Here is an 18,859-nt window from a genome sequence, read left to right on the forward strand (position 1 = left end):
GTTCTGGGCACCCGGGTTCTGAGGGGCCGGGTTCTGGGCGTTGGGGCCGCCCTGGCTGGGCCAACCCGGACCGCCGGGGCCGCCGGGGCCGCCCGGACCGTGGGGACCGCCGGGACCGCCCGGACCGCCCGGACCGTGAGGACCGCTGGGGCCGCCCTGGCCGTTGGGCCAGCCCGGACCGTCGGGACCGCCGGGGCCACCCTGGCCGTTGGGGAACTGGCCCGGCCAGTTGTTGCGGAGGACCGGCAGCGCCAGCGTGAACGAGCGGAACTCGGTGCGCGCCCGGCGGCTGCAGTTGTCGAAGGAGATGACCGCGCGCAGCCGCGCCACACCGGGCCGGTCGAAGTCCGGGTTGACGGTGATCAGCGTGGCGTCGGTGCGGCCGGGGCGGAGGTTGTCGCCGCGGAGCAGCGTCGCGAAGTTGCGGCGTCCCCGGTAGTCGACGTCGACGTCACGGGCGGAGACGCGGACGGCCACGTCGCAGATCCGCCGGTCCGTACGCCAGTTGATGCTGACCCAGCTGTCGGTGTTGGCCCGGACCGCGCGCAGCCAGCTGGAGACCGGCTGTGGTCCGCGCGCGGCCGCGGAAGCAGGGGCCGCGGCGGTCACCGCGGCCATCCCGACGGACGCGGTCGCCAGGGCGACCATCGTTCCGATTCGCCGACTCTTGTTCATCCCATTCCTCCAGAGGCCGTTCGGACATCCCCGCGACCGAGAGAGTCGCAGCGGGCAGAACGGACACTAAGGGCAATTTGCAACGCGTGACCTGCTTTTACGGCGCGTTTCGGACTTATCTACTCTTTCCTGTACAAAATGTTTACCCCGGACTCGGCCGAAAAGCTGACCGGCCGGCGGTTGAGGCGGCGACCATGAAATGGCGTACGCCGGAAAGGAGAGCCCATGTCGCTCAGCGGAGCCCACCGGGCGGCGTTTCGCCGCGAGGTAACCCAGGAAGGCCGGGTCTACGCGATCCGGGACGCCGACGGTTACCCGGCACCCGCCGACCCCGACGGCGTACACCGCGCCGTGCCGTTCTGGTCGAAACCCACCCGCGCCCAGCTGATCGTCAAGCACGTCCCGGCGTACCAGGGGTTCGAGGTCGTCCCGATCACCATCGACGACTGGCTGTCCAACTGGATGGTGAGCCTCGAACACGACGGTCTGCTCGTCGGCGTGAACTGGGCCGGCGCCCGCGCCACCGGTTACGACCTGACGCCCGGTCAGGTCCTGCGCTGGTTCGCCGAACTGGAGGCCGAGCAGGGGAAAACCGATACCGAGAAGACGCTTATTCCTACCACCCAGTCGTAGTTGGAATCGAAACCTGCCCCTATGCTTGCGGCACAGCAAATAAGGGGGACGGCCGTGCGGAGCCTGCAGATTCTCGTCGTGGACGACGATGACGCCGACGCCCTGATGATCTCCGAGGCGCTGGAGCAGACCGAGCGGGAGACCAACGTCGAGCGGGTGGTCGACGGCCGCGAGGCGCTCGACTACCTGCGCCGGGAGGGTCGGTTCGCCGAGGCTCCCCGCCCCGACCTGATCCTGCTCGACCTCAACATGCCTCGCATGGACGGGCGCGAGACCCTCGCCGCGATCAAGACGGACGACAATCTCAAGGCCATCCCGGTGGTCATCCTGACCACCTCGGGTGCGGCGCCGGACATCGTGTCGAGCTATCAGCAGCGCGCCAACGCGTACGTGACGAAGCCGTTCGGTCTCGACGACTTCGAGGCGACCGTGCGTCAGATCGACCGGTTCTACCGCGAGGTGGCGACCCTGCCGGGCGAGCACGACTGAAAGCCGCCCACGCCGGGTACCGGAAGGGCATGACCGACAACGAAGCTCCCGAGGACCTCGGCGCTCCGGTTTCCTACCTGGTGCTCGCCGACGGCACACCCGTGTTCGACGTCTCCGGCAGCCGCGCCGGCGAGGTCGAGCACGTGCTTTCCGATGACCAGTCCGACGTGTTCCACGGCCTGATCGTCAAGACCGCCGGCGGACACCGGTTCGCCGCCGCGAACCTGATCGACGGGCTGTACGAGCATGGCGTGATCATCTCAGTTCCGGCGAGCGACCTCCCCGAACCGAGCGCCGACCCGGCGGCCCGCCTCGCCGAGGAGGACGCGACGCTCGGGCAGAGCCTCAAGAAGGCATGGGACTGGCTGGTACAGCCTCGATAGGGTGCCAGCGCAGCAGGCACGCGCCGACCGACATGCCACCGCCGAACCCGGCGAGGAGCACCAGGTCGCCGTCGCGCAGCGCACCCGTGCGCGCCGCCTCGTCCAGCGTGACCGGCACCGACGCGCTGCCCAGGTTGCCGTACCGGTCAAGCGTCACGTGGGTGTGTGCGTTGCTCAGGCCGGACACGCGCACCAGTTCGGTCACCGTGAACCCGTCGGCCTGATGCGGCACGAAGTGATCGATCGCCGCCGCGTACACCCCGGTGCGCCGCAGCAGCGCCTCGAGCGCCCATGGCACCTCGGACGCGACGAAGTCGCGGACGCCCGGACCGTCCACCCGCAGGAAGTGGTCCGCGTTGGCCAGTGTCTTCTCCGAGGCCGGTAGCCGGCTGCCACCCGCCGGGACCTGGATGAGCCCGTTCCCGGCGCCCCGGGAGACCAGTTCGAGGTCGAGAATCCCGTACCCGTGGCCGACCGTGCCGATCACCGCGGCGCCGGCACCGTCACCGAACAGCACCGCGGTGTCCCGGTCGCCGAAGTCGATGATCCGCGAATAGACGTCCGCCGCGACGACCAGTACCCGTGCGGACGGGTTCACCACGACGAGGCTGTGCGCGATGCCCAGCGCGAAGACGAAGCCGGAACCAGCCACGTTGAGGTCGAAACAGACCGCTCGGTCCGCGCCGATGGCCGACTGCACCAGATGGGACGTGGGCGGCTGCGGCGAGTCCGGCGTCGAGGTCGCCAGGATCAGGAAGTCGATGTCACCCGCGGTGAGACCGGCGTGCGCTATCGCCGCCCGCGCGGCGTGCGCGGCGAGGTCGGAGGCCGCCTCGTCGGGCGCCGCGAACCGCCGCGACCGGATCATCGTCTGCTGGATGATCCAGTCCGGGTCGGCGTCGGGGACCCAGGCGTTCAGGTCGGAGTTGGTCACTACCTCGTGCGGGAGATAGGAGCCGGTGCCCAGGATGCCTACAGCCATACCGCACCAGATCGGCACCCGAGCGGAAAAGTTGAGGTCAGCGGCTGGAACGGTCCCGGTAGGTCCAGGACCCGCCGCCCAGCGCGGACGAGCCGCGCTGCGGCTCGGCCGGCGTGGGCGCGGTCTGGCGGGGAATGACGCCGGTGGTGCCGGCCTCACGGCGAGAGGCGAGGTAGGCCGCGGCCGCGCGGTCCTCCTCGGTGGGTGCGGCCGCCAGGGCGTACGCGAGACCGATGATCCCGAAGATGACGGCCAGGCCGATCGGGACGATGAGCCCGGTGGCCGTGGAACCCTGGAGCTCGGCCTGCGGATCGTGCTCCACGACCGACATCGCGGTCATGCCGGTGAAGTGCATGCCGTTCACGGCGATGCCCATCACCAGGGCGGAGACGAAGATGATCGCCGGCTTGCGGACCGTCACGGCGAGCCAGAGGGCGACCGAAGCGGCCACCACGGCGATGGCGATGGACAGGCCGACCCGGCTGCTCGCGTAGCTGATGTCGCCGTTGAGGCGCATCGCGGCCATGCCGGTGTAGTGCATCGCGGCCACGCCGAGGCCGGCGATCACGCCGCCGGTGAGGATGCGTACGTTCTGGGCGCGCCGGCCGAACAGGGCGATCGCGAGGCCCAGGCCGACCGCGACGATCGCGATGATCGCGCTGGCGGCGGTGAGCGTGACGTCGTAGCGGATCGGAGTGCCGACCACGCTGAAGCCGATCATCGCGACGAAGTGCATGCTCCAGATCGCGGTGCCGCCGATGGCGAGGGCGGCGAGGATCAGCCACCAGACGCGTTCGTTGTTGCTGCGGGCCGACCGGAACCGCACCGCGAGGGTGAGCCCCAGCAGAGACCCGAGTACGGAAAGCACGTAGCTGACCGTCGGGGTGATCCACCCGTGGTCGAAGTGATGGATCTGCGCCATTGCCGAGTTCCTTCCCTCACCGACCAGGTCCGGGGATGCATCCTGCCTGCTTGATCACCGCGCTGTGAAGGATTGTGACGGAAGTTGCGTCACCTTCCGGCTACAGATACCGAAACAACGCACTAAGACCTCGGAAGCCACGAAATCCCAGGTCAGCTGCTACATCGAAGACGATCAACCCACGGTCTGCAGTCCGCTGTCGGCACAGACGCCGGACATGTCGGACGCTGCTGCACTTACCGCCGCGATCTTGTCTGGTTCGTCGGTTTTGCCGGTAGCGGCGACGGCTGCCCGATATGCGGTATCGAGACGCTCGGCCGCATCGGCGAGGGGCGTATCGGCGGTCCGGCTCGCGTTCACGATGCCGTCGACCACGCCGGCGTTCATCAGACCGCCCGCGTCGATCGCGACCGCCAACTGGGCACACGACACCGAGCCGGGCGGATCGGCGGAGGCACTCCCCGCGGACGCCGAAGCGGTCACGACGGGATCATCGTCGTGACCGCAACCGGTCGTCGTCGCCGCGAGCAGCAGAACACCTACGACGAAGAACGGGCGCATCTGCCCAGGTTAGGGCTAGCGGTAGCTCTTCTTCTTGAACTGCTCGTAGCTGATGTTCCAGTCGGTCCAGCCGTTGCCGTCCTTGAGCTTCTCCTCGGTGCCGGAGACCGTGATCGGGTCGCCCATCAGGGTGCGCGAGAAGAGCCAGGCACCCATCGCCTCGGAGACGTTGACGCAGCCGTGCGACACGTTGACGTGCCCCTGCTTGCCCTCGGACCACGGAGCAGCGTGGATGAACTGGCCGCTCCACGTGATGCGCTGGGCGAAGTCGATGGGGGTCTTGTAACCGTTCACCGGGTCGGTGTCGGTGGTGTCGAAGATCGTGTGCTTCTGCTTGTCCATCACGATCATCGTGCCGCTCGACGACGGCGTGCTCGCCTTGCCCAGGCTGACCGGGATGGTCTTGACGACCTTGCCGTTCTCCTTGACCGTCATCTGCTTGGACTTGTTGGAGACCGTCATGACGAACGAGCGGCCGATGTTCAGGTCGACGGTGAGGTCGCTCTTGCCGTAGTAGCCGCTGCCCAGCGGCACACCGGCCAGCGACACCTTGTAGAAGACCTTCGAGTTGGCCTTCCAGTACACCTTCGGGCGGTAGTGCACCTCGGTCGGGCTGATCCAGCCCCAGGTGCCGGTCTGCGCGGGCGTCGCGGTGACGACCATCCGGCGCTCGACCTCGCCGCGGTACTTCTCCGGGATCGACTTGCTGAACTTGATGATCAGCGGCATGCCCACGCCGACCTTCTGCCCGTCACCGAGGAAGCTGGTCACCCGGATGACCTTCGACGGCTTGGCCATCGTGGTGAACGTGCTCGTGGTCGAGCCGTTCTTGCCCTCGCTCGCGGTGCCGTTCACGGTGATCGTGTACTTCGTGCCGTACGCCAAGGCCTTTTCCGGGGTCCAGGTCTTCTCGTCCTTGTCGAGAGTGCCCTTGACCTCGTCGCCCTTCGCGTCGGTCACGGTGACCGTGGTGTTCTCCGGGTCCTCGCTGGTGTATTTGATCGGCGAGATCGCCACCACGTCCTTGGCGTCCGCAGCCGGTGTCACCACGGCCACGGTGCTCAGCGTGGGCGAGGGCGACGGGGTCGCCGAAGCGCTGCCACCGCCGGGCTGCGAACCGCCGGCGCCCTGCCAGGTCGGCGACTTGTCGCCGTGACCACAGCCGGAGCTGAGCAGGACAGTGCCTGCGATCAACGCGGCCGCGGCAACCCGCCACGGCCGGCGAACTCGACTGATGTTCATGGTCCCCTCACGGCGTCGTTCGTCCCCGGCGCCCAATACTGCTCTATGAAAGCCAAGTGACCAATCCCGGATTCGTGCCGCCGGGGTTAACCGTCACACAGAAGAATTCCGCAAATCGCCCGATTCAGCACTTCTGGTGTAAGGGGTTTCACGTTTACCCCTGTTCTCACCTGAGGCTGTCGGGAACCGGCAGGGCGCTGCCCTTGACGAATTCCGACCAGGTGACATTCCAGGCGGTCCAGCCATCGCCGTACGCCAGCTTGGTCCCGGTGCCGGTCACCGTAACCGGGTCGCCGATCAGGGTCTTGTCGAACAGCCATTTCGCGTTGGCCGGCGAGACGTTGACACAGCCGTGCGACACGTTGGTGCGGCCCTGCGAGCCCACCGACCACGGGGCCGAGTGAACGTACTGCCCCGACCAGGTGATCCGCTGCGCGTACTGGATCTTAGTCTTGTAGCCGGCCGCGCCGTCCGTGTCGGTGGTGTCGAAAACCGTCTCGGACAGCTTGTCCATCACCACCATCGCGCCGCTCACCGAGGGCTTGCTCTTGCGCCCCAGGCTCACCAGCGCGGTCCTCACGACCTTGCCGTTCTGCGTCACCGTCATCTTCTTGGTGGCGTTGTCGACCTTCATCTGGAGGTCCCGGCCGATCTTGGCGGTGGCCGCGCGGTCCCGGTCGCCGTAGCGCCCGCCGCCGGTCGGCGCGCCGCCCACCGCGATCCGCACCTTCAGCGTCGTGCCGGTCTGCCAATACTCCTTGGCGCGGTAATAAGCCTGGGTGCCGCTCGACGTCCACGACCACACACCCGGCTGGGCCGGCGTGGTCGTGACGAACATCCGCTTCTGCACCGCGGCCCGGTCGGCCTTCTTGATGCCCGGGCTGAACTCCACGACGACCGGCATGGCCACGCCGTAGGTGTGGTCGTCGAACAGGTAGAGGCCGGTGCCGGTCTTCTTACCCGGGGCGCCCATCGTGGTGAAGGTGGTGGTGGCGGTCTTGGTGAGGCCGCTGTCGGTGGTGGCGGTGACGCTCGCCGCGTACGTCGTCTTGGTCTTCAGGGTTTTGGCCGGCACCCAGGTCGAACCGTCCTCGCGCAGCGCGCCCGGGACGGCCTTGCCGGCGGCATCCTTCAGGACGACCGTGGTGACCTTGCCGCCGGAGACCGTGAAGCCGATCTCGGCGCTGGTCGGCACGTCCTTCTTACCGGTGGCCGGGGTCACGGTCAGCTCGATCGGCACCGCCGCCGACTCGGTGATCGGCCCCTGGCTGGTGCCCGGGCTCGCGCTCGGTGCGGCGGAGGCGCTCGCGCCGTTGCCCACCCAGGCGGCGGACGCGGCCCCCGACTTCTTGTTGTCGCCGCAGCCGGCCAGCGCCAGCGGCGCGAGCACCGCCGCCACCACAACCGTCACCAGTGAGCGCCGCATGCCGACCATCCCTGAGCACCCCGTTCTGAAGTTTGCGGGCACATCCTGCCCCATGGATGCAAGGGAGCGGGTCATCCCTGAGGCTGATTCAAGCTGTGAAGCTCATCGGAGGGGGCGATTTTAAGGATCATGGGGGTGCGTGCTAACGTTTTCGTCGTTGCCAACGAGCGCCGCTAGCTCAACTGGCAGAGCAGCGGACTCTTAATCCGCGGGTTGTAGGTTCAAGTCCTACGCGGCGCACCACGCTTCACCAGGTCGTATAGCTTCCGGGCTATACGACCTTTCTGTTTGCGGGCTGCACGCCTTCCTAGGTCGGGTCCCCCGGTGCGGTCAGGCGGCGGACCGCTTCGACCACGGCGGCGCGGCGGCGGCCCGGCTCGACCAGGTCGAGGAATTCCGGTTCGCGCAGCTGCCACATGTTGGCCAGGGTCAGCACGAGCGCGAGGATCTCGCCCGGGGGGATGCGGTCGGTGACGACGCCCCGGCTCTGGGCCTGCGCGATGGCCGCAACCTTGTCGGCCATCGCGGCGGTGGTCGAAGCCCGCCGGGCGGCCGCGTCGCCGCGCTCGAGCTGATACCAGGCCACGAAGCGCAGCACATGGGGGTGGGCCAGGCCGGCGTCGCAGAGACGACCCGCGTACTCCCCCAGGTCGTCGGCGTCGATCGGGACGGCCGAGACGGTCTGCTCCACGATCAGGTCGAAGACCGCCTCGAACAGGCCGTCCTTGTTCTCGTAGAACGAGTAGACCAGCCCGGCGCTGATGCCCGCCCGCTTGGCCAGCCGGTCGACCCGGGCGCCGGCCACCCCGTAGGCGGCGAACTCCTCCAGCGCCGCTTCGAGCAGCAGCCGGCGCTTGGTCTCGGGATCCCGCGTTCGCATGCCTCCAGTCTTCTTAATGAACATTCATTTGACAAGTCGACGTGGGCCCAGCTACCTTCGTGCTTACTGAATGAATGTTCATTACTAAGGAGTTCCGATGGCCACCTGGACCCCCGCGACAATCAGCAGTCAGGCCGGCCGCGTCGCCCTGATCACCGGCGGCAACAGCGGAATCGGCTGGCAGACCGCACGCGTTCTGGCCGGTCACGGCGCCCGCGTCGTGCTCGCCGGACGCCATCCCGGCAAGCTCACGGCCGCCGCCGAAGCGATCCGCGCCGAGACCCCCTCGGCCGAGGTCGACACGCTCGTGCTCGATCTCGGCGACCTCAAATCCATCGGCGCCGCGGCGGGCCGGGTGGTCGACGGCGGCCCGCTGGACCTGCTCATCAACAACGCCGGCGTGATGAACATCGCCGAGCGACAGACCACCGCCGACGGATTCGAGATGACCTTCGGCACCAACCATCTCGGCCACTTCGCCCTCACCGCCCAGCTCATGCCCGCACTGCGCGCCGCCTCGGCCGGCCGGGTCGTGACGGTCAGCGCGATCGCCGCCCGCTGGGGCAGCGGCGAACTGACCGACCTGATGAGCGAGCAGAGATACCGGCCGATGGGCGCTTACGCGAAATCGAAGCGAGCCAACATCGTGTTCACCGTCGAACTCGCCCGCCGGCTGGCCGGCACTCCGATGACCGCCGTCGCCGTGCACCCCGGCGCCGCCCTGACCAACCTGCAGCAGCACTCGCAGGGCACAGCCGCCCGGCTGCTCATGCCACTGCTCGGGCGGCTGGCGATGGGCTCTCCGGAAGGCGCCGCCTGGCCGTCGCTCTATGCCGCGACCAACCCCATGGTCGAGAACGGCGCCTTCATCGGGCCGGCCGGCCGCCGCCAGGACTCCGGCACGCCAAAGCCGGCCCGCCTGCCCCGCGGCGCTGACGACCCGGCCACCGGCGCCGCGCTGTGGCACGACAGCGAACGCCTCACCGGCACCCCCTTCGCTGTCTGACCGCGGTCGGGCGGCACGCGGACTTGCTCGCCTGATCGGGTTCGTGGTCCTAGCCGGGCTGGTCACGACTGATCGACGCAGGCCGCGGCGGGTCTCCGAGACGGCGCCGGTGACGCTGGTGCGCGGGGCAGGCCTCATAACCGCCTGACCGAAGTCGGTGGGACGCGTCACCTGTGGCGATGGCGTACCGCCACGGTGGTGAGTGCCGACAGCAGCAAGAGCATCGCCGCGGCGGCGACCGTGTGCGGTGCGGGGCCGCCGGGTAGCACGCCCATGTAGTCGAGGCCGGCGATGTCGTTGATCACCAGGTACCAGAGCAGTGGGTAGACGGCCTGGAAGAAGCGCTGTGTCCGGCTGACCACTCCCAGCGCCAGTGCCAAGGCCGGGATGAACGCCACACCGGCCAGCCAGTCCGCGAAGTGGCCGTCGACGGCCATCGTGACACCCGGCCCGATCCCGACCGTCGCCGTCAGGACCACGCCGGCCAGCCACTGGGCCAGCGTGCGGGACACCGGCGACGGGCAGGCGTCGAGCAGCGTCTCGACGTCGTGTTCTCGGGCCTGGGCGCCGAGCCGTGACCAGACCAGCACCGGCCAGATCCACGCCGCTATGAGCAGTGGCCGCGCTGCGACGGGGGCAGCCACCCCGGCCACCACCAGTGCCGCCGCGACCGCCCACCACCATCGGGACACCCCGCGAGTGAGAATGCGCAGCTCGCCACGCACCAGGCGCACACCGCCCACCCCGCGCCGCGAAGTCACTGGTTGAGCTGCGGCCTTCGGCAACCTGGCGAAAGTGGGCCGCTCGAACGTCGGCGCTGCACCTGACGGCAACGAAGCGTTGGGGGATGCCGTCCTGATTTCGCCGGAGCCCGGCAGTCCGGCGGGCTGCGCCCGGCGGGTCGTGCGGTTGCGGTCGAAACGGTCGAACCACAGGGCGGGCACGATGGCGGCCGCGGCGGCCACCAACAGCAGCACGGTGCGCTCACCCGCGAAGGCGGTGGTGTAGTGGACGCCGGTCCACAAGAGACTGCGGGGCGGCTCGTCCAGGTACATGAGGCCGAGCGCGATCTCGGTCAGTTCGGCGCCCTGCGCCGCGAACTGGTCACGCAATGACGCGGCGAACGCGCCCATGCCCAAGCCGCCCAGCGGGGCGTTGGCCGACTGACCGACGATGGCGCCGGTCAGCGACGCGAACAGCCAGATGACGTTGCCGAGGCCGCCGCGCAACACCGGAGCCGTCTCGAAATAGATCGCGGCGACCGCGGTCACCGCCAGCACCGGAAGGGTGCACAGGACGAACGGGGACAGCAGGGCGATCGGGTCTACGGTCCGCGATTCCCCGCGGGCGAGCTGCATGGCAACGGCCGTGATGGCCAGCGCGCCGGCCATCGAGGCGAGCACCAGCAGATTGCTGAGGAACTTGCCCAGCAGGTATTCGCCGGTGCGCATCGGTGTGGCGGCGAGCAACTGCCCGACACCGGTCTGCCGGTCGCGTTCGATGGCTGTCCGGACGATGTAGAAGCCGCCGGTGGCCAGCCACAACGCTCCGGCCAGGGCGGTCACCGTGCCGATGTAGGCGCTGTTGTAGACACCGCGATAGGCGCCCGCGTTCACGATGGTCCAGTGCGCGCCGCTGGCCGGGGCGGCGAGATAACCCAGACCCACCGCGGCCAGCAGAACCACCACGTATGACGGTCGCCGCACCCGCTCCCGGAAGTCGGCCACGGCCAGCGCGGCCAGTGCCCGCGACCTCATCGGACCGGCTCCCGGACCCCGGAGACCACCGCGAGGTAGGCGTCCTCCAGGTCGGGTGGCACGGACATGGCGTCGGGCCCGGGCTGATCGGCCGACAGCAGGCGGAGGCGCACCCCGTCAGTGGTGCGAACCATGCGGCTGACGACGTGCCGAGCCTGCACGGCGGCGAGTGCGCCCGGTGCGACCACCATTTCCCACACCTGTCCGGTCACGTCGCCCAGCAGCCGGTCGGGAGCGCCGCGGCGCAGCACACGACCGGCTGCCACGATCGCGATATCGTCGGCCACCGACTCGATGTCGGAGACGATGTGGGTCGACAGCAGCACCAACCGGTCGGCGGACAGCTCGCTGAGCAGATTGCGGAACCGAACCCGCTCCTCGGGATCGAGCCCAGCGGTGGGTTCGTCGATGATCAGGACCCGGGGATCGGCGAGCAATGTCTGCGCGATGCCGACCCGCCGCAGCATCCCGCCGGAATAGCCGCCGAGCGGCCGCTTCACCGCCTCGGTCAGATTGACCAGCTCCAGCAACTCGTCGATGCGGGCCCGAGCGGGGCGGGCCGGCAAGCCTTTGGCCGCCGCGAGATAGGACAGGAACTCCCGCGCGGTGAGATGCGGGTAGACACCGAAATCCTGCGGAAGATAGCCCAGCCGACGGCGAAGCACATCGGGATGCGCGACCACGTCCGTGCCATCGAACCGGACCTGGCCGGTGGTCGGCCTGGTGACCGTGGCGGCCACCCGCATCAGCGACGACTTGCCGGCGCCGTTGGGGCCGAGCAGGCCCACCACGCCGGTGTCGAGTCGCATGGTGATGCCGTCGACGGCTCGTTTGCCACCCCGATAGACCTTGGTGACGTCGATCAGCTCGAACATCAGGCCGCCTTTCGGACGGAGGCGGTGTGGCCTTCGCCGGCCGTCGCCTCGACCAGCCGTTTGCTGGCGGGATCGGTTTTCAGGGCGGATCGGCCGGGTGCGGACGAGACGCGGTAGGTCTCCGGGCCCGCGGGCAGCAGCACCTTCACCGAGCCGGCGGCCCGGGCCTCGACCCGGGTGGGCGGTGCCGTGAACGTCAGGTGCACCGCGTGCTCGCGGGACGAAGCGGCGACATCGGTGGAGCGAGCACCGCTGACGTCGATGTCCAGATCGGCCTCGAGGTGCAGTGGGCCCGTCGGGTCTTCGACCTTCAGCCACGCGTCGGACACCGTCGCGGTCAGAGCACCGGCGAGTTGGACGGCCCGCACCGGGCCGTCGCTGGTCAACTCGACGGCGACGCCGGGCGGCACGCTCACGATGTGCAGGCCGCCGCAATCGGGCACGAAGCCGCTGCAATTGATGCCGAGTCTCAGCGTGTCGCCGGTCAATGACCAGGACGCGTTGCCCTCGACGGTCGCCTTGCCGGTCAGCGATCGCCGCACCGCGACGGCCGGGCCGCTGCCGGCGATCAGGCGGAGGCTGCCGCCGTTGTTGTCGATGACCAGTCGCTGGGCGGACAGGGCGAACTCCTGCTGATCGTCACGGGTGTCGTTGACGGCGGCCACGTCGGTGCAACCGGTGAGCGACACGATCAGAGCTAGGGAAATCAGAGGTCTGAGGTGCATGGGCTCAGACCATCAGGGGAGGGAGGTGCGGAGCACTACGGCTGGGCACCGGAAAAAGGTATGGCTAGGCATACCGCGGCGGAGCGGCCCGCGAACTAGCGTGAGCCAGGTGCCAATGCCGAACACCGCGATCGAGGCGGTCGCCCGCCGCCGTTTCCTGGTGTCGAGGTGGCCGTGGCGAGCCGTGGGCTACCTACTTACCACCGGGCCGGTGACGATCGCGGCCTCGGTGCCGATCCTTCTGCTCGGTCTGCCGTGGGCGATCCTCATCCGTCGGGTCGCGGCGTGGGATGACCCGTCGTTCGTGCAGCTCGCCCTGTTGCTGCTGGGCGGCGCCATGCTCTTCGCGGTGTTCGGCCCGCTGGTGGCGATGCCGGTCGCGGCCGTGGAGCGGCGGCGACTTCCGATCGTCGACACCCGGCCGGTCCGATCAGGACACCGCCCGGTGCCGGCCGGCGACGTGCTGCGCTGGCTACGCACGCGTTATACCGAGGCGGCCACCTGGCGCGAGCTCTGCTACACCGTGCTACTGACCGGCGCGGTGCCGGTGTGGTACGGCGCGGTCCTGATCCTGATGGTGCTGATCGGGGTCTCCGTCGCCAGCCCTTTCCTGGTCCACGACCACGCCCCGATCTCACTGGGTCTGGGCGAGGTCAGCACGGTCGGCGAGGCGTTGCCCTATGCGCTGTTCGGTGCGGCGCTGATGTTCGCCGTCCCTTATCTGCTGGCGCTTCTCGCGGGGTCACACGCCGCGGTCGCGCGGCTGTTGCTGGCCGGTCCCGACGACACCCGGCTACGAGCCGAGTTGATCGAGGTGTCGCGCTCCCGGGCCCGGCTTGTCGACGCCTTCGAGGCCGAGCGCCACCGCATTGAGCGAGACCTGCACGACGGCGCCCAGCAGCGGCTGGTCAGCCTGACCCTGCAGCTGGGTCTCGCCCGGGTCGACCTGCCGGACGACTCGCCCGCACGACAGGCCGTGACCGCGGCGCACGAGCAGGCCAAGATGCTGATGGCGGAGTTGCGTGAACTCATCCACGGCATACGGCCGCAGACCCTGACCGAGGTGGGCCTGCCGGGAGCTCTGCGTGAACTGGCCGACCAGGCGCCGATCCCGGTCACCGTCCGTGTCGATCTGTCCGGGCGGCCGCCGCCGGGCGTCGAGTTGGTCGCCTACTTCGTGGCCGCCGAGGCGCTCACCAACGTCTTCAAGCACAGCGAGGCCGTCGCGGCCACCCTCACCGTCTCGGCCGCCGCCGCGAAGTCGGGGGACGTCCGCCCCGCGAAACCGGGCCCCGGCCCCGCCGCCGCCGAATTCGGCCACGGCCCGGCCTCCAAACCCGGCCACGGCCCGCACGCGGAACCAAGCCACGGCCCCGCCGCTGCGCTGGGCGACGTGCTCGTCGTCGAGGTTCTCGACGACGGGCGGGGCGGGGCCGACCCGGCGCGGGGCACCGGGCTCACCGGCCTCGCCGATCGGGTGGCCGTGGCCGATGGCCGCATGTTCCTGTCCAGTCCGCCCGGTGGGCCGACCCTGATTCGCGTGGAGATCCCGTGCCGACCGAACGACCGATCCGCGTAGTCCTCGCCGAGGACGGCGTGCTGCTGCGGGAAGGGCTCACCGGGCTGCTGGACCGCTTCGGGTTCACCGTGGTCGCGGCGGTCGGTGACGCACAGGCTCTCCGCGACGCCGTTGCCGAGCATCGGCCCGATCTGGTGGTGACCGACATTCGGATGCCGCCGACTTTCACCGACGAAGGCCTACGTGCGGCCGTGGAGATGCGCCGCGCCGATCCGGGGCTGGCCGTGGTGGCGCTGAGCCAGTTCGTGCAGCAGGGGTATGCGACCGACCTGCTCGACTCCCGGGGTGGGCGAAAAGTCGGCTATCTACTGAAAGACAGAGTGGTCGACGTGGAGGATTTCGTCGCTTCTCTTCGGCACGTGGTCGACGGGGGAACGGTGGTCGACCCCCAGGTGGTGCGGCAGCTGCTCCGCCGTCACCGGGATCCGGTCGTCCAGCTGTCGGCGCGCGAGCGTGAGGTGCTCGCGCTGATCGCCGAGGGTCACTCCAACGCGGCGATCGCCCGCATCCTCAGCGTTTCCGAGCCGGCCGTCGGCAAGCATGTCGGCAACATCCTCGCCAAGCTCGGTCTGCCCCCGACCGAAGACACCAACCGCCGAGTCCTGGCCGTGCTCGCCTACCTGCGCAGCGATTCCACTCCGGCCGGCAAGGAGAACGGCGTGCCTTCGGCGCAGCCACCGAGTTGATCAGGGCGGGCGGAAGCGACGTCCACCGGCCGGATGCCGGCCCGCACCGCGGTCACCGCCGGGTCCGCGTCCGCCCGGCGGGACCGCGCTCCGCACCTATCGGGAATCGCCACCGCACTCGTGCCTGACGATCGACGGGAATTGCTCGCCGATGATTTTTGCCGGCCGATGTGCGGTGGCTGCCGGTGACTGTTCGTCGTACCTCGGTCGAGGTATTCCGCGACGTGATCGGGCTCGTTGATCGTGCGCAACAGCAGATCCGGGCGATCGGCCGATGATTCACGGCTGCGCAGTCGCTCGATCGGGTAATTGACCGGACTTTGGCTGACGTCAATTCTAGGGCGGTTGCAAGCCCCATTCTCGCCATCGATATCGCCGAGTGAGCGCGCTGATGGAATCCGGGCGTCACCGCGCCGCGGCTCGGGGGGCCCGCGGAGGGATCGAAGGATGAAGCACAACACCGGCGGGCACACGATCCGTGGTCGCATCGTCCGCATCGTGGCGCCACCTCTGGTCGCCATGGTGGTGCTGCTGACCGTCTTCTCCGCCGGCGAGGTCTCCAGCTACCGCGCGAGTGCCGCCACCGAGGACCGGGTCGCCGTCATTCGCGCGTTGCAGAGCCTCGTGCGGGAGTTGCAGGACGAGCGCGGCGCCACGGTCGCGATGCTGGCCGGGAGCACCGGCTTCCGGGCCGAGATCGGCCCGGCCCGCCAGCGGGTGGACGCTAAGCGCGTCGCCGTCCGGGCACTGCTGACCGGTGGCGGCGAGCTCGAACAGCAGGCCGCCGCCTCGGTCGACAAACTGGAGGGTCTCGGCAAGGTGCGGGCCGGTGCCGACACCGGGCAGAGCGACAAGGACGACACGTTCGACTTCTACACCGCTCTGATCGAGGAGCTTTCCGACAACACGCGGCACCTGGAGATCGTCAGCGACGACCAGTTGCGGCGCGGCGCCGAGTCGGTCGAGCAGCTGGTCGAGATCCGCGAAGCCACCGCGGGGGAACGCGTGTTCCTGCATGCCGTGTTCACGGCCGGCCGGTTCTCCGACGGTGAGTACTCGGAGTTCCTCGGCATCATCGCCGCCCGTGACCTGTTCCTGACCGAGCTCGACGAGTTCGCCACTCCGGACACCAAGGCCGCCATGACGAGGCTGCTGAGCACCGAGAACGCGGCCCGGGTGCACGCCCTGGAACGGCTGGCGGTCGGCGCGGGCGACGGGAGGAGGCTGGCGACCAGCCCGCAGGACTGGTGGGCCGCGGTGGGCACCTTGCTCGACGACCTGAGCCGGCTCGCCGAACAGGTCGGCACGAGCACCCAGGCCGAGGCGCGGAGCTTGCGCCAGGAGGCGACGCTGCGGATCACGTTGCTGGGCCTGGTGGTCCTGCTCTGTCTGGCCGGTTCGATCCTGCTGGCGACCATCGGCATCCGGTCGCTTGCGCTTCCCCTGATGCGTCTCGCGGACGAAGCGAACCGTCTGGCCCTCGATCGGCTGCCGGAGGCGGTGCGCCGGGCCGCGGCCGGGGACGACGCCGGGCCGCCGGCGGTGGTGCGGGCGACGCCGGGCGCCACCAGCGAGGTACGCCGAGTGGCCGACGCGTTCGAACGGGTGCAGGAGACCGCCTACAACCTCGCCACCGAGCAGGCACAACTGCGGCGCACCAGCTCCGAGTCGCTGGCGAACCTCAGCCGCCGCAATCAGAACCTGCTGCGCCGGCAACTCGGCTTCATCACCCGCCTGGAGCGGGAGGAGGCGGACCCGGCCGGTCTGGCCAACCTGTTCGAACTCGACCATCTCGCCACCCGTATGCGCCGCAACGCGGAGAGCCTGCTGGTGCTCGTGGGGGCCGCCAGCCCGCGACAGTGGTCCGGGCAGCTGCCTGTCACGGACGTGATCCGGGCCGCGGTGTCGGAGGTCGAGGAGTACCGCCGGGTTGTTCTGCGCCGCACCGAGGACGTCATGGTGCAGGGCTGGATCGCCAGCGGCCTGGCGCACATGCTGGCCGAGCTGATCGAGAACGGCCTGACCTTCTCCCCGCCGGACCTGGAGGTGGAGGTCCACGGGCGGGAGATCGCCGACGGCTACCTGATCGCCGTCTGCGATCAGGGCGTCGGGATGGACGACGAGGAACTCGAGCGGGCCAACGAGCGCCTGCGCGGCGACGGCGACTTCCTGACCGCCCCGGCCCGGTTCCTGGGGCACTACGTGGTCGGCCGGCTCGCCGCGGAGCTGGGCGTGAAGGTGCAGCTGATCCCGTCGGCGGTGACCGGGGTGACCGCCCGGATCTACCTGCCGGCCGCCATCCTGGCCGGCGTCCCGGCGGTCCACTCCACCCCGGACGCCCCGGTGAGCGAGCCGGAGCCGGAGGCGGAGCCGGCCGTGCGAATCCGGCCGCGGGCTCTGGAGGTCGACTACGTGGTGGTGGAAGCGCAGCCAAGAATCCCGGCACCCCGGATGGCCGCGGTGGCCGGGCCGGTCGACGACCGTACGCCCAATGGCCTGCGCAAACGCGTGCCGCGTGACCAGCGTCCGGCCGTGCCGGCGAAGCCGCCGGCCGCACGGACCGAAGGTCCGGCTCCGGACTCGCCCGGCGACCCGGGCTCCCGGCTGTCGGCGCTGCGCGACGGCATCCGTCGCGGCAACGCCCACCGGGTGGGTCGACCATGACCATTCCCCCCGCCTACCGAAATCACCATCGAAGAGGAGAACTCGTGAGTGCGGAAGCGCTGCCCGCCGATCGGCACCAGCTCAACTGGCTGCTCGGCAATTTCGTCCATCAGACGGACGGGGTCCGGGACGCGGTGGCGGTCTCGTCGGACGGGCTGCTGATCGCCGGCTCGGACGGGCTGAACCGGGCGGAGGCGGATCAGCTCGCCGCGATCGTGTCGAGCATGGCCAGCCTGGCCCGCAGTGCTTCGCGGCGCTACGACTTCGACGGGCTCAAACTGGTCATGATCGAGATGCAGCGCGGCTTCCTGGTGATCGCGGTGATCGCGGGCGGCAGCTGCCTGGGCGTGGTGGCCGGCGGCGACAGCGATCCGGGCCTGATCGGCTACGAGATATCCACGCTCGCCGATCGGTTCGGCGGTCTGCTGACCCCCGCCCTGATCGCCGAGTCAAGGCAGTACCTGCCGCAATGACGGACGAGGATCCGATGGTGCGCCCGTTCATGCTGACCGGTGGACGGACCCAGCCGGTCCAGGACGGCCTGCGGATCGAGACTCAGCTGTACGCCGTCCCGGCCGCGTTGTCCGCGCCGCTGCGGTTCGAGGCGCGGCGCATCGTCGAGCTGTGTCAGCTGCCCAGGTCGATCGCGGACCTGTCGGCGGCGCTCGGCGCACCCCTCGGGGTGGTCCGCGTCATCGTCGCCGACCTGGTGGCCGAGGGGTACCTGCTGGTGGGGAACGCGTCCGGCGAGATCTCCACCGCATTGATCGAGAGGATCAGGGATCGTGTTCGGGCGCTCTAGCACCCTGCCGGCGCCGGTCGCCGTCAAGATCGTCATCAGTGGCGGGTTCGGGGTCGGCAAGACCACCTTCGTCGGCGCCGTCTCGGAGATCGAGCCCCTGGTGACCGAGGCCGAGATGACCGAGAAGTCCGTCGGGGTCGACGACACCTCGGCGGTCGCCGCGAAGACGACGACGACCGTGGCGCTCGACTTCGGCCGCATCACGCTCGACGACGCACTGCTGCTCTACCTGTTCGGCACCCCCGGCCAGGACAGGTTCGCCTTCCTGTGGGACGACCTGGTGGACGGCGCGCTCGGCGCCATCGTGCTGGTCGACACCCGCCGGGTGGAGGACTGCTTCCCCGCGATCGACTACTTCGAGGTGCACGACATCCCGTTCATCATCGGGGTGAACGCGTTCGACGGTGCCCGCCGGTTCGACCTGGCCGAGGTGCGCGAGGCCCTCGGCCTCTCGTCCGGCATCCCGCTGATCGACTGCGATGCGCGGCACCGCGAGTCGGTGAAGGCCGTGCTGGTCGCGCTCACCGAGCGGGTTCTGACCCAACGGCTGGCCCGCCAGGCGAGCTGAGACC

General features: G+C 69.6%; 20 protein-coding genes and 1 tRNA gene. 11 read left to right on the forward strand and 10 right to left on the reverse strand.

Annotation, left to right across the window (positions count from 1 at the left end):
- On the reverse strand, positions 1–675 hold a 675-nt coding region (locus Ato02nite_RS31725; protein WP_213010349.1), incomplete at its 3' end, for a hypothetical protein.
- Positions 676–900: 225 nt separating this feature from the next.
- On the opposite strand from Ato02nite_RS31725, the gene Ato02nite_RS31730 reads away from it, so the two are divergent.
- Genes Ato02nite_RS31730 through Ato02nite_RS31740 form a run of 3 tightly spaced genes read left to right on the forward strand, consistent with a single transcriptional unit; the run spans position 901 to position 2,180 of the window.
- The gene (locus tag Ato02nite_RS31730; RefSeq protein ID WP_213010350.1) at positions 901–1,308 is read left to right on the forward strand and encodes a DUF2750 domain-containing protein; all 408 of its coding nucleotides are present in this window, start codon (positions 901–903) and stop codon (positions 1,306–1,308) included.
- Between the two features lie 54 nt (positions 1,309–1,362).
- The gene (locus tag Ato02nite_RS31735) at positions 1,363–1,797 is read left to right on the forward strand and encodes a response regulator (RefSeq protein ID WP_246607652.1); all 435 of its coding nucleotides are present in this window, start codon (positions 1,363–1,365) and stop codon (positions 1,795–1,797) included.
- A 29-nt stretch (positions 1,798–1,826) separates the two neighbouring features.
- Positions 1,827–2,180, forward strand: coding sequence for a PRC-barrel domain-containing protein (locus Ato02nite_RS31740; protein ID WP_213010352.1), 354 nt, complete (start codon positions 1,827–1,829; stop codon positions 2,178–2,180).
- On the opposite strand, the gene Ato02nite_RS31745 is transcribed toward Ato02nite_RS31740, so the two are convergent.
- The 5 genes from Ato02nite_RS31745 to Ato02nite_RS31765 form a co-directional block, all read right to left on the reverse strand.
- Complete coding sequence (locus Ato02nite_RS31745) at positions 2,143–3,162, reverse strand: 3-oxoacyl-ACP synthase III family protein (protein WP_213010353.1); 1,020 nt, start codon at positions 3,160–3,162, stop codon at positions 2,143–2,145. The genes Ato02nite_RS31740 and Ato02nite_RS31745 overlap by 38 nt on opposite strands.
- Positions 3,163–3,199: 37 nt before the next feature.
- Positions 3,200–4,084 (reverse strand): MHYT domain-containing protein, encoded by an 885-nt coding sequence (locus Ato02nite_RS31750; protein WP_213010354.1) that lies wholly within the window; start codon positions 4,082–4,084, stop codon positions 3,200–3,202.
- 174 nt (positions 4,085–4,258) lie between these two features.
- Positions 4,259–4,645 (reverse strand): hypothetical protein, encoded by a 387-nt coding sequence (locus tag Ato02nite_RS31755; RefSeq protein ID WP_213010355.1) that lies wholly within the window; start codon positions 4,643–4,645, stop codon positions 4,259–4,261.
- 15 nt (positions 4,646–4,660) lie between these two features.
- Entirely contained in the window at positions 4,661–5,887 is a 1,227-nt protein-coding gene (locus tag Ato02nite_RS31760) for a L,D-transpeptidase (RefSeq protein ID WP_213010356.1), read from the reverse strand.
- 166 nt (positions 5,888–6,053) lie between these two features.
- Positions 6,054–7,322, reverse strand: coding sequence for a L,D-transpeptidase (locus tag Ato02nite_RS31765; RefSeq protein WP_213010357.1), 1,269 nt, complete (start codon positions 7,320–7,322; stop codon positions 6,054–6,056).
- A gap of 158 nt (positions 7,323–7,480) precedes the next feature.
- Here Ato02nite_RS31765 and Ato02nite_RS31770 point away from each other — a divergent pair.
- Positions 7,481–7,556: transfer RNA gene (locus tag Ato02nite_RS31770), tRNA-Lys, on the forward strand.
- 64 nt (positions 7,557–7,620) lie between these two features.
- On the opposite strand, the gene Ato02nite_RS31775 is transcribed toward Ato02nite_RS31770, so the two are convergent.
- Positions 7,621–8,193, reverse strand: a complete 573-nt coding sequence (locus tag Ato02nite_RS31775) for a TetR/AcrR family transcriptional regulator (protein WP_246607654.1) — start codon at positions 8,191–8,193, stop codon at positions 7,621–7,623.
- A gap of 97 nt (positions 8,194–8,290) precedes the next feature.
- Here Ato02nite_RS31775 and Ato02nite_RS31780 point away from each other — a divergent pair, with 97 nt between their 5' ends.
- Positions 8,291–9,199, forward strand: coding sequence for an oxidoreductase (locus tag Ato02nite_RS31780; protein ID WP_213010359.1), 909 nt, complete (start codon positions 8,291–8,293; stop codon positions 9,197–9,199).
- Between the two features lie 167 nt (positions 9,200–9,366).
- Here Ato02nite_RS31780 and Ato02nite_RS31785 read toward each other — a convergent pair whose 3' ends face one another.
- From Ato02nite_RS31785 to Ato02nite_RS31795, 3 genes are read right to left on the reverse strand one after another with little or no spacing between them, the layout of a single operon-like run.
- Positions 9,367–10,956: an ABC transporter permease gene (locus Ato02nite_RS31785; RefSeq protein ID WP_213010360.1), complete on the reverse strand. Its 1,590-nt coding sequence runs from the start codon at positions 10,954–10,956 to the stop codon at positions 9,367–9,369.
- Positions 10,953–11,831: an ABC transporter ATP-binding protein gene (locus Ato02nite_RS31790; protein WP_213010361.1), complete on the reverse strand. Its 879-nt coding sequence runs from the start codon at positions 11,829–11,831 to the stop codon at positions 10,953–10,955. Before Ato02nite_RS31790 ends, Ato02nite_RS31785 begins: the two co-directional genes overlap by 4 nt.
- Positions 11,831–12,556 (reverse strand): hypothetical protein, encoded by a 726-nt coding sequence (locus Ato02nite_RS31795; protein ID WP_213010362.1) that lies wholly within the window; start codon positions 12,554–12,556, stop codon positions 11,831–11,833. The genes Ato02nite_RS31790 and Ato02nite_RS31795 overlap by 1 nt, the downstream gene beginning before the upstream one ends.
- A 109-nt stretch (positions 12,557–12,665) precedes the next feature.
- Between Ato02nite_RS31795 and Ato02nite_RS31800 the strand changes: the two genes are divergently transcribed.
- From Ato02nite_RS31800 to Ato02nite_RS31825, 6 genes are all read left to right on the forward strand, one after another.
- Positions 12,666–14,135, forward strand: a complete 1,470-nt coding sequence (locus Ato02nite_RS31800) for a sensor histidine kinase (RefSeq protein ID WP_213010363.1) — start codon at positions 12,666–12,668, stop codon at positions 14,133–14,135.
- Complete coding sequence (locus tag Ato02nite_RS31805) at positions 14,126–14,821, forward strand: response regulator transcription factor (RefSeq protein ID WP_213010438.1); 696 nt, start codon at positions 14,126–14,128, stop codon at positions 14,819–14,821. The genes Ato02nite_RS31800 and Ato02nite_RS31805 overlap by 10 nt, the downstream gene beginning before the upstream one ends.
- A 447-nt stretch (positions 14,822–15,268) precedes the next feature.
- Positions 15,269–17,485, forward strand: coding sequence for a sensor histidine kinase (locus Ato02nite_RS31810; protein ID WP_213010364.1), 2,217 nt, complete (start codon positions 15,269–15,271; stop codon positions 17,483–17,485).
- 44 nt (positions 17,486–17,529) lie between these two features.
- Positions 17,530–17,958, forward strand: a complete 429-nt coding sequence (locus Ato02nite_RS31815; RefSeq protein WP_246607657.1) for a roadblock/LC7 domain-containing protein — start codon at positions 17,530–17,532, stop codon at positions 17,956–17,958.
- Positions 17,955–18,287 (forward strand): DUF742 domain-containing protein, encoded by a 333-nt coding sequence (locus Ato02nite_RS31820; RefSeq protein ID WP_213010366.1) that lies wholly within the window; start codon positions 17,955–17,957, stop codon positions 18,285–18,287. Before Ato02nite_RS31815 ends, Ato02nite_RS31820 begins: the two co-directional genes overlap by 4 nt.
- Positions 18,271–18,855: a GTP-binding protein gene (locus Ato02nite_RS31825; RefSeq protein WP_213010367.1), complete on the forward strand. Its 585-nt coding sequence runs from the start codon at positions 18,271–18,273 to the stop codon at positions 18,853–18,855. Before Ato02nite_RS31820 ends, Ato02nite_RS31825 begins: the two co-directional genes overlap by 17 nt.
- The last annotated feature ends 4 nt before the right edge of the window (positions 18,856–18,859 follow it).

The organism is Paractinoplanes toevensis (assembly GCF_018332695.1).
In the GTDB taxonomy this organism is placed as follows: domain Bacteria; phylum Actinomycetota; class Actinomycetes; order Mycobacteriales; family Micromonosporaceae; genus Actinoplanes; species Actinoplanes toevensis.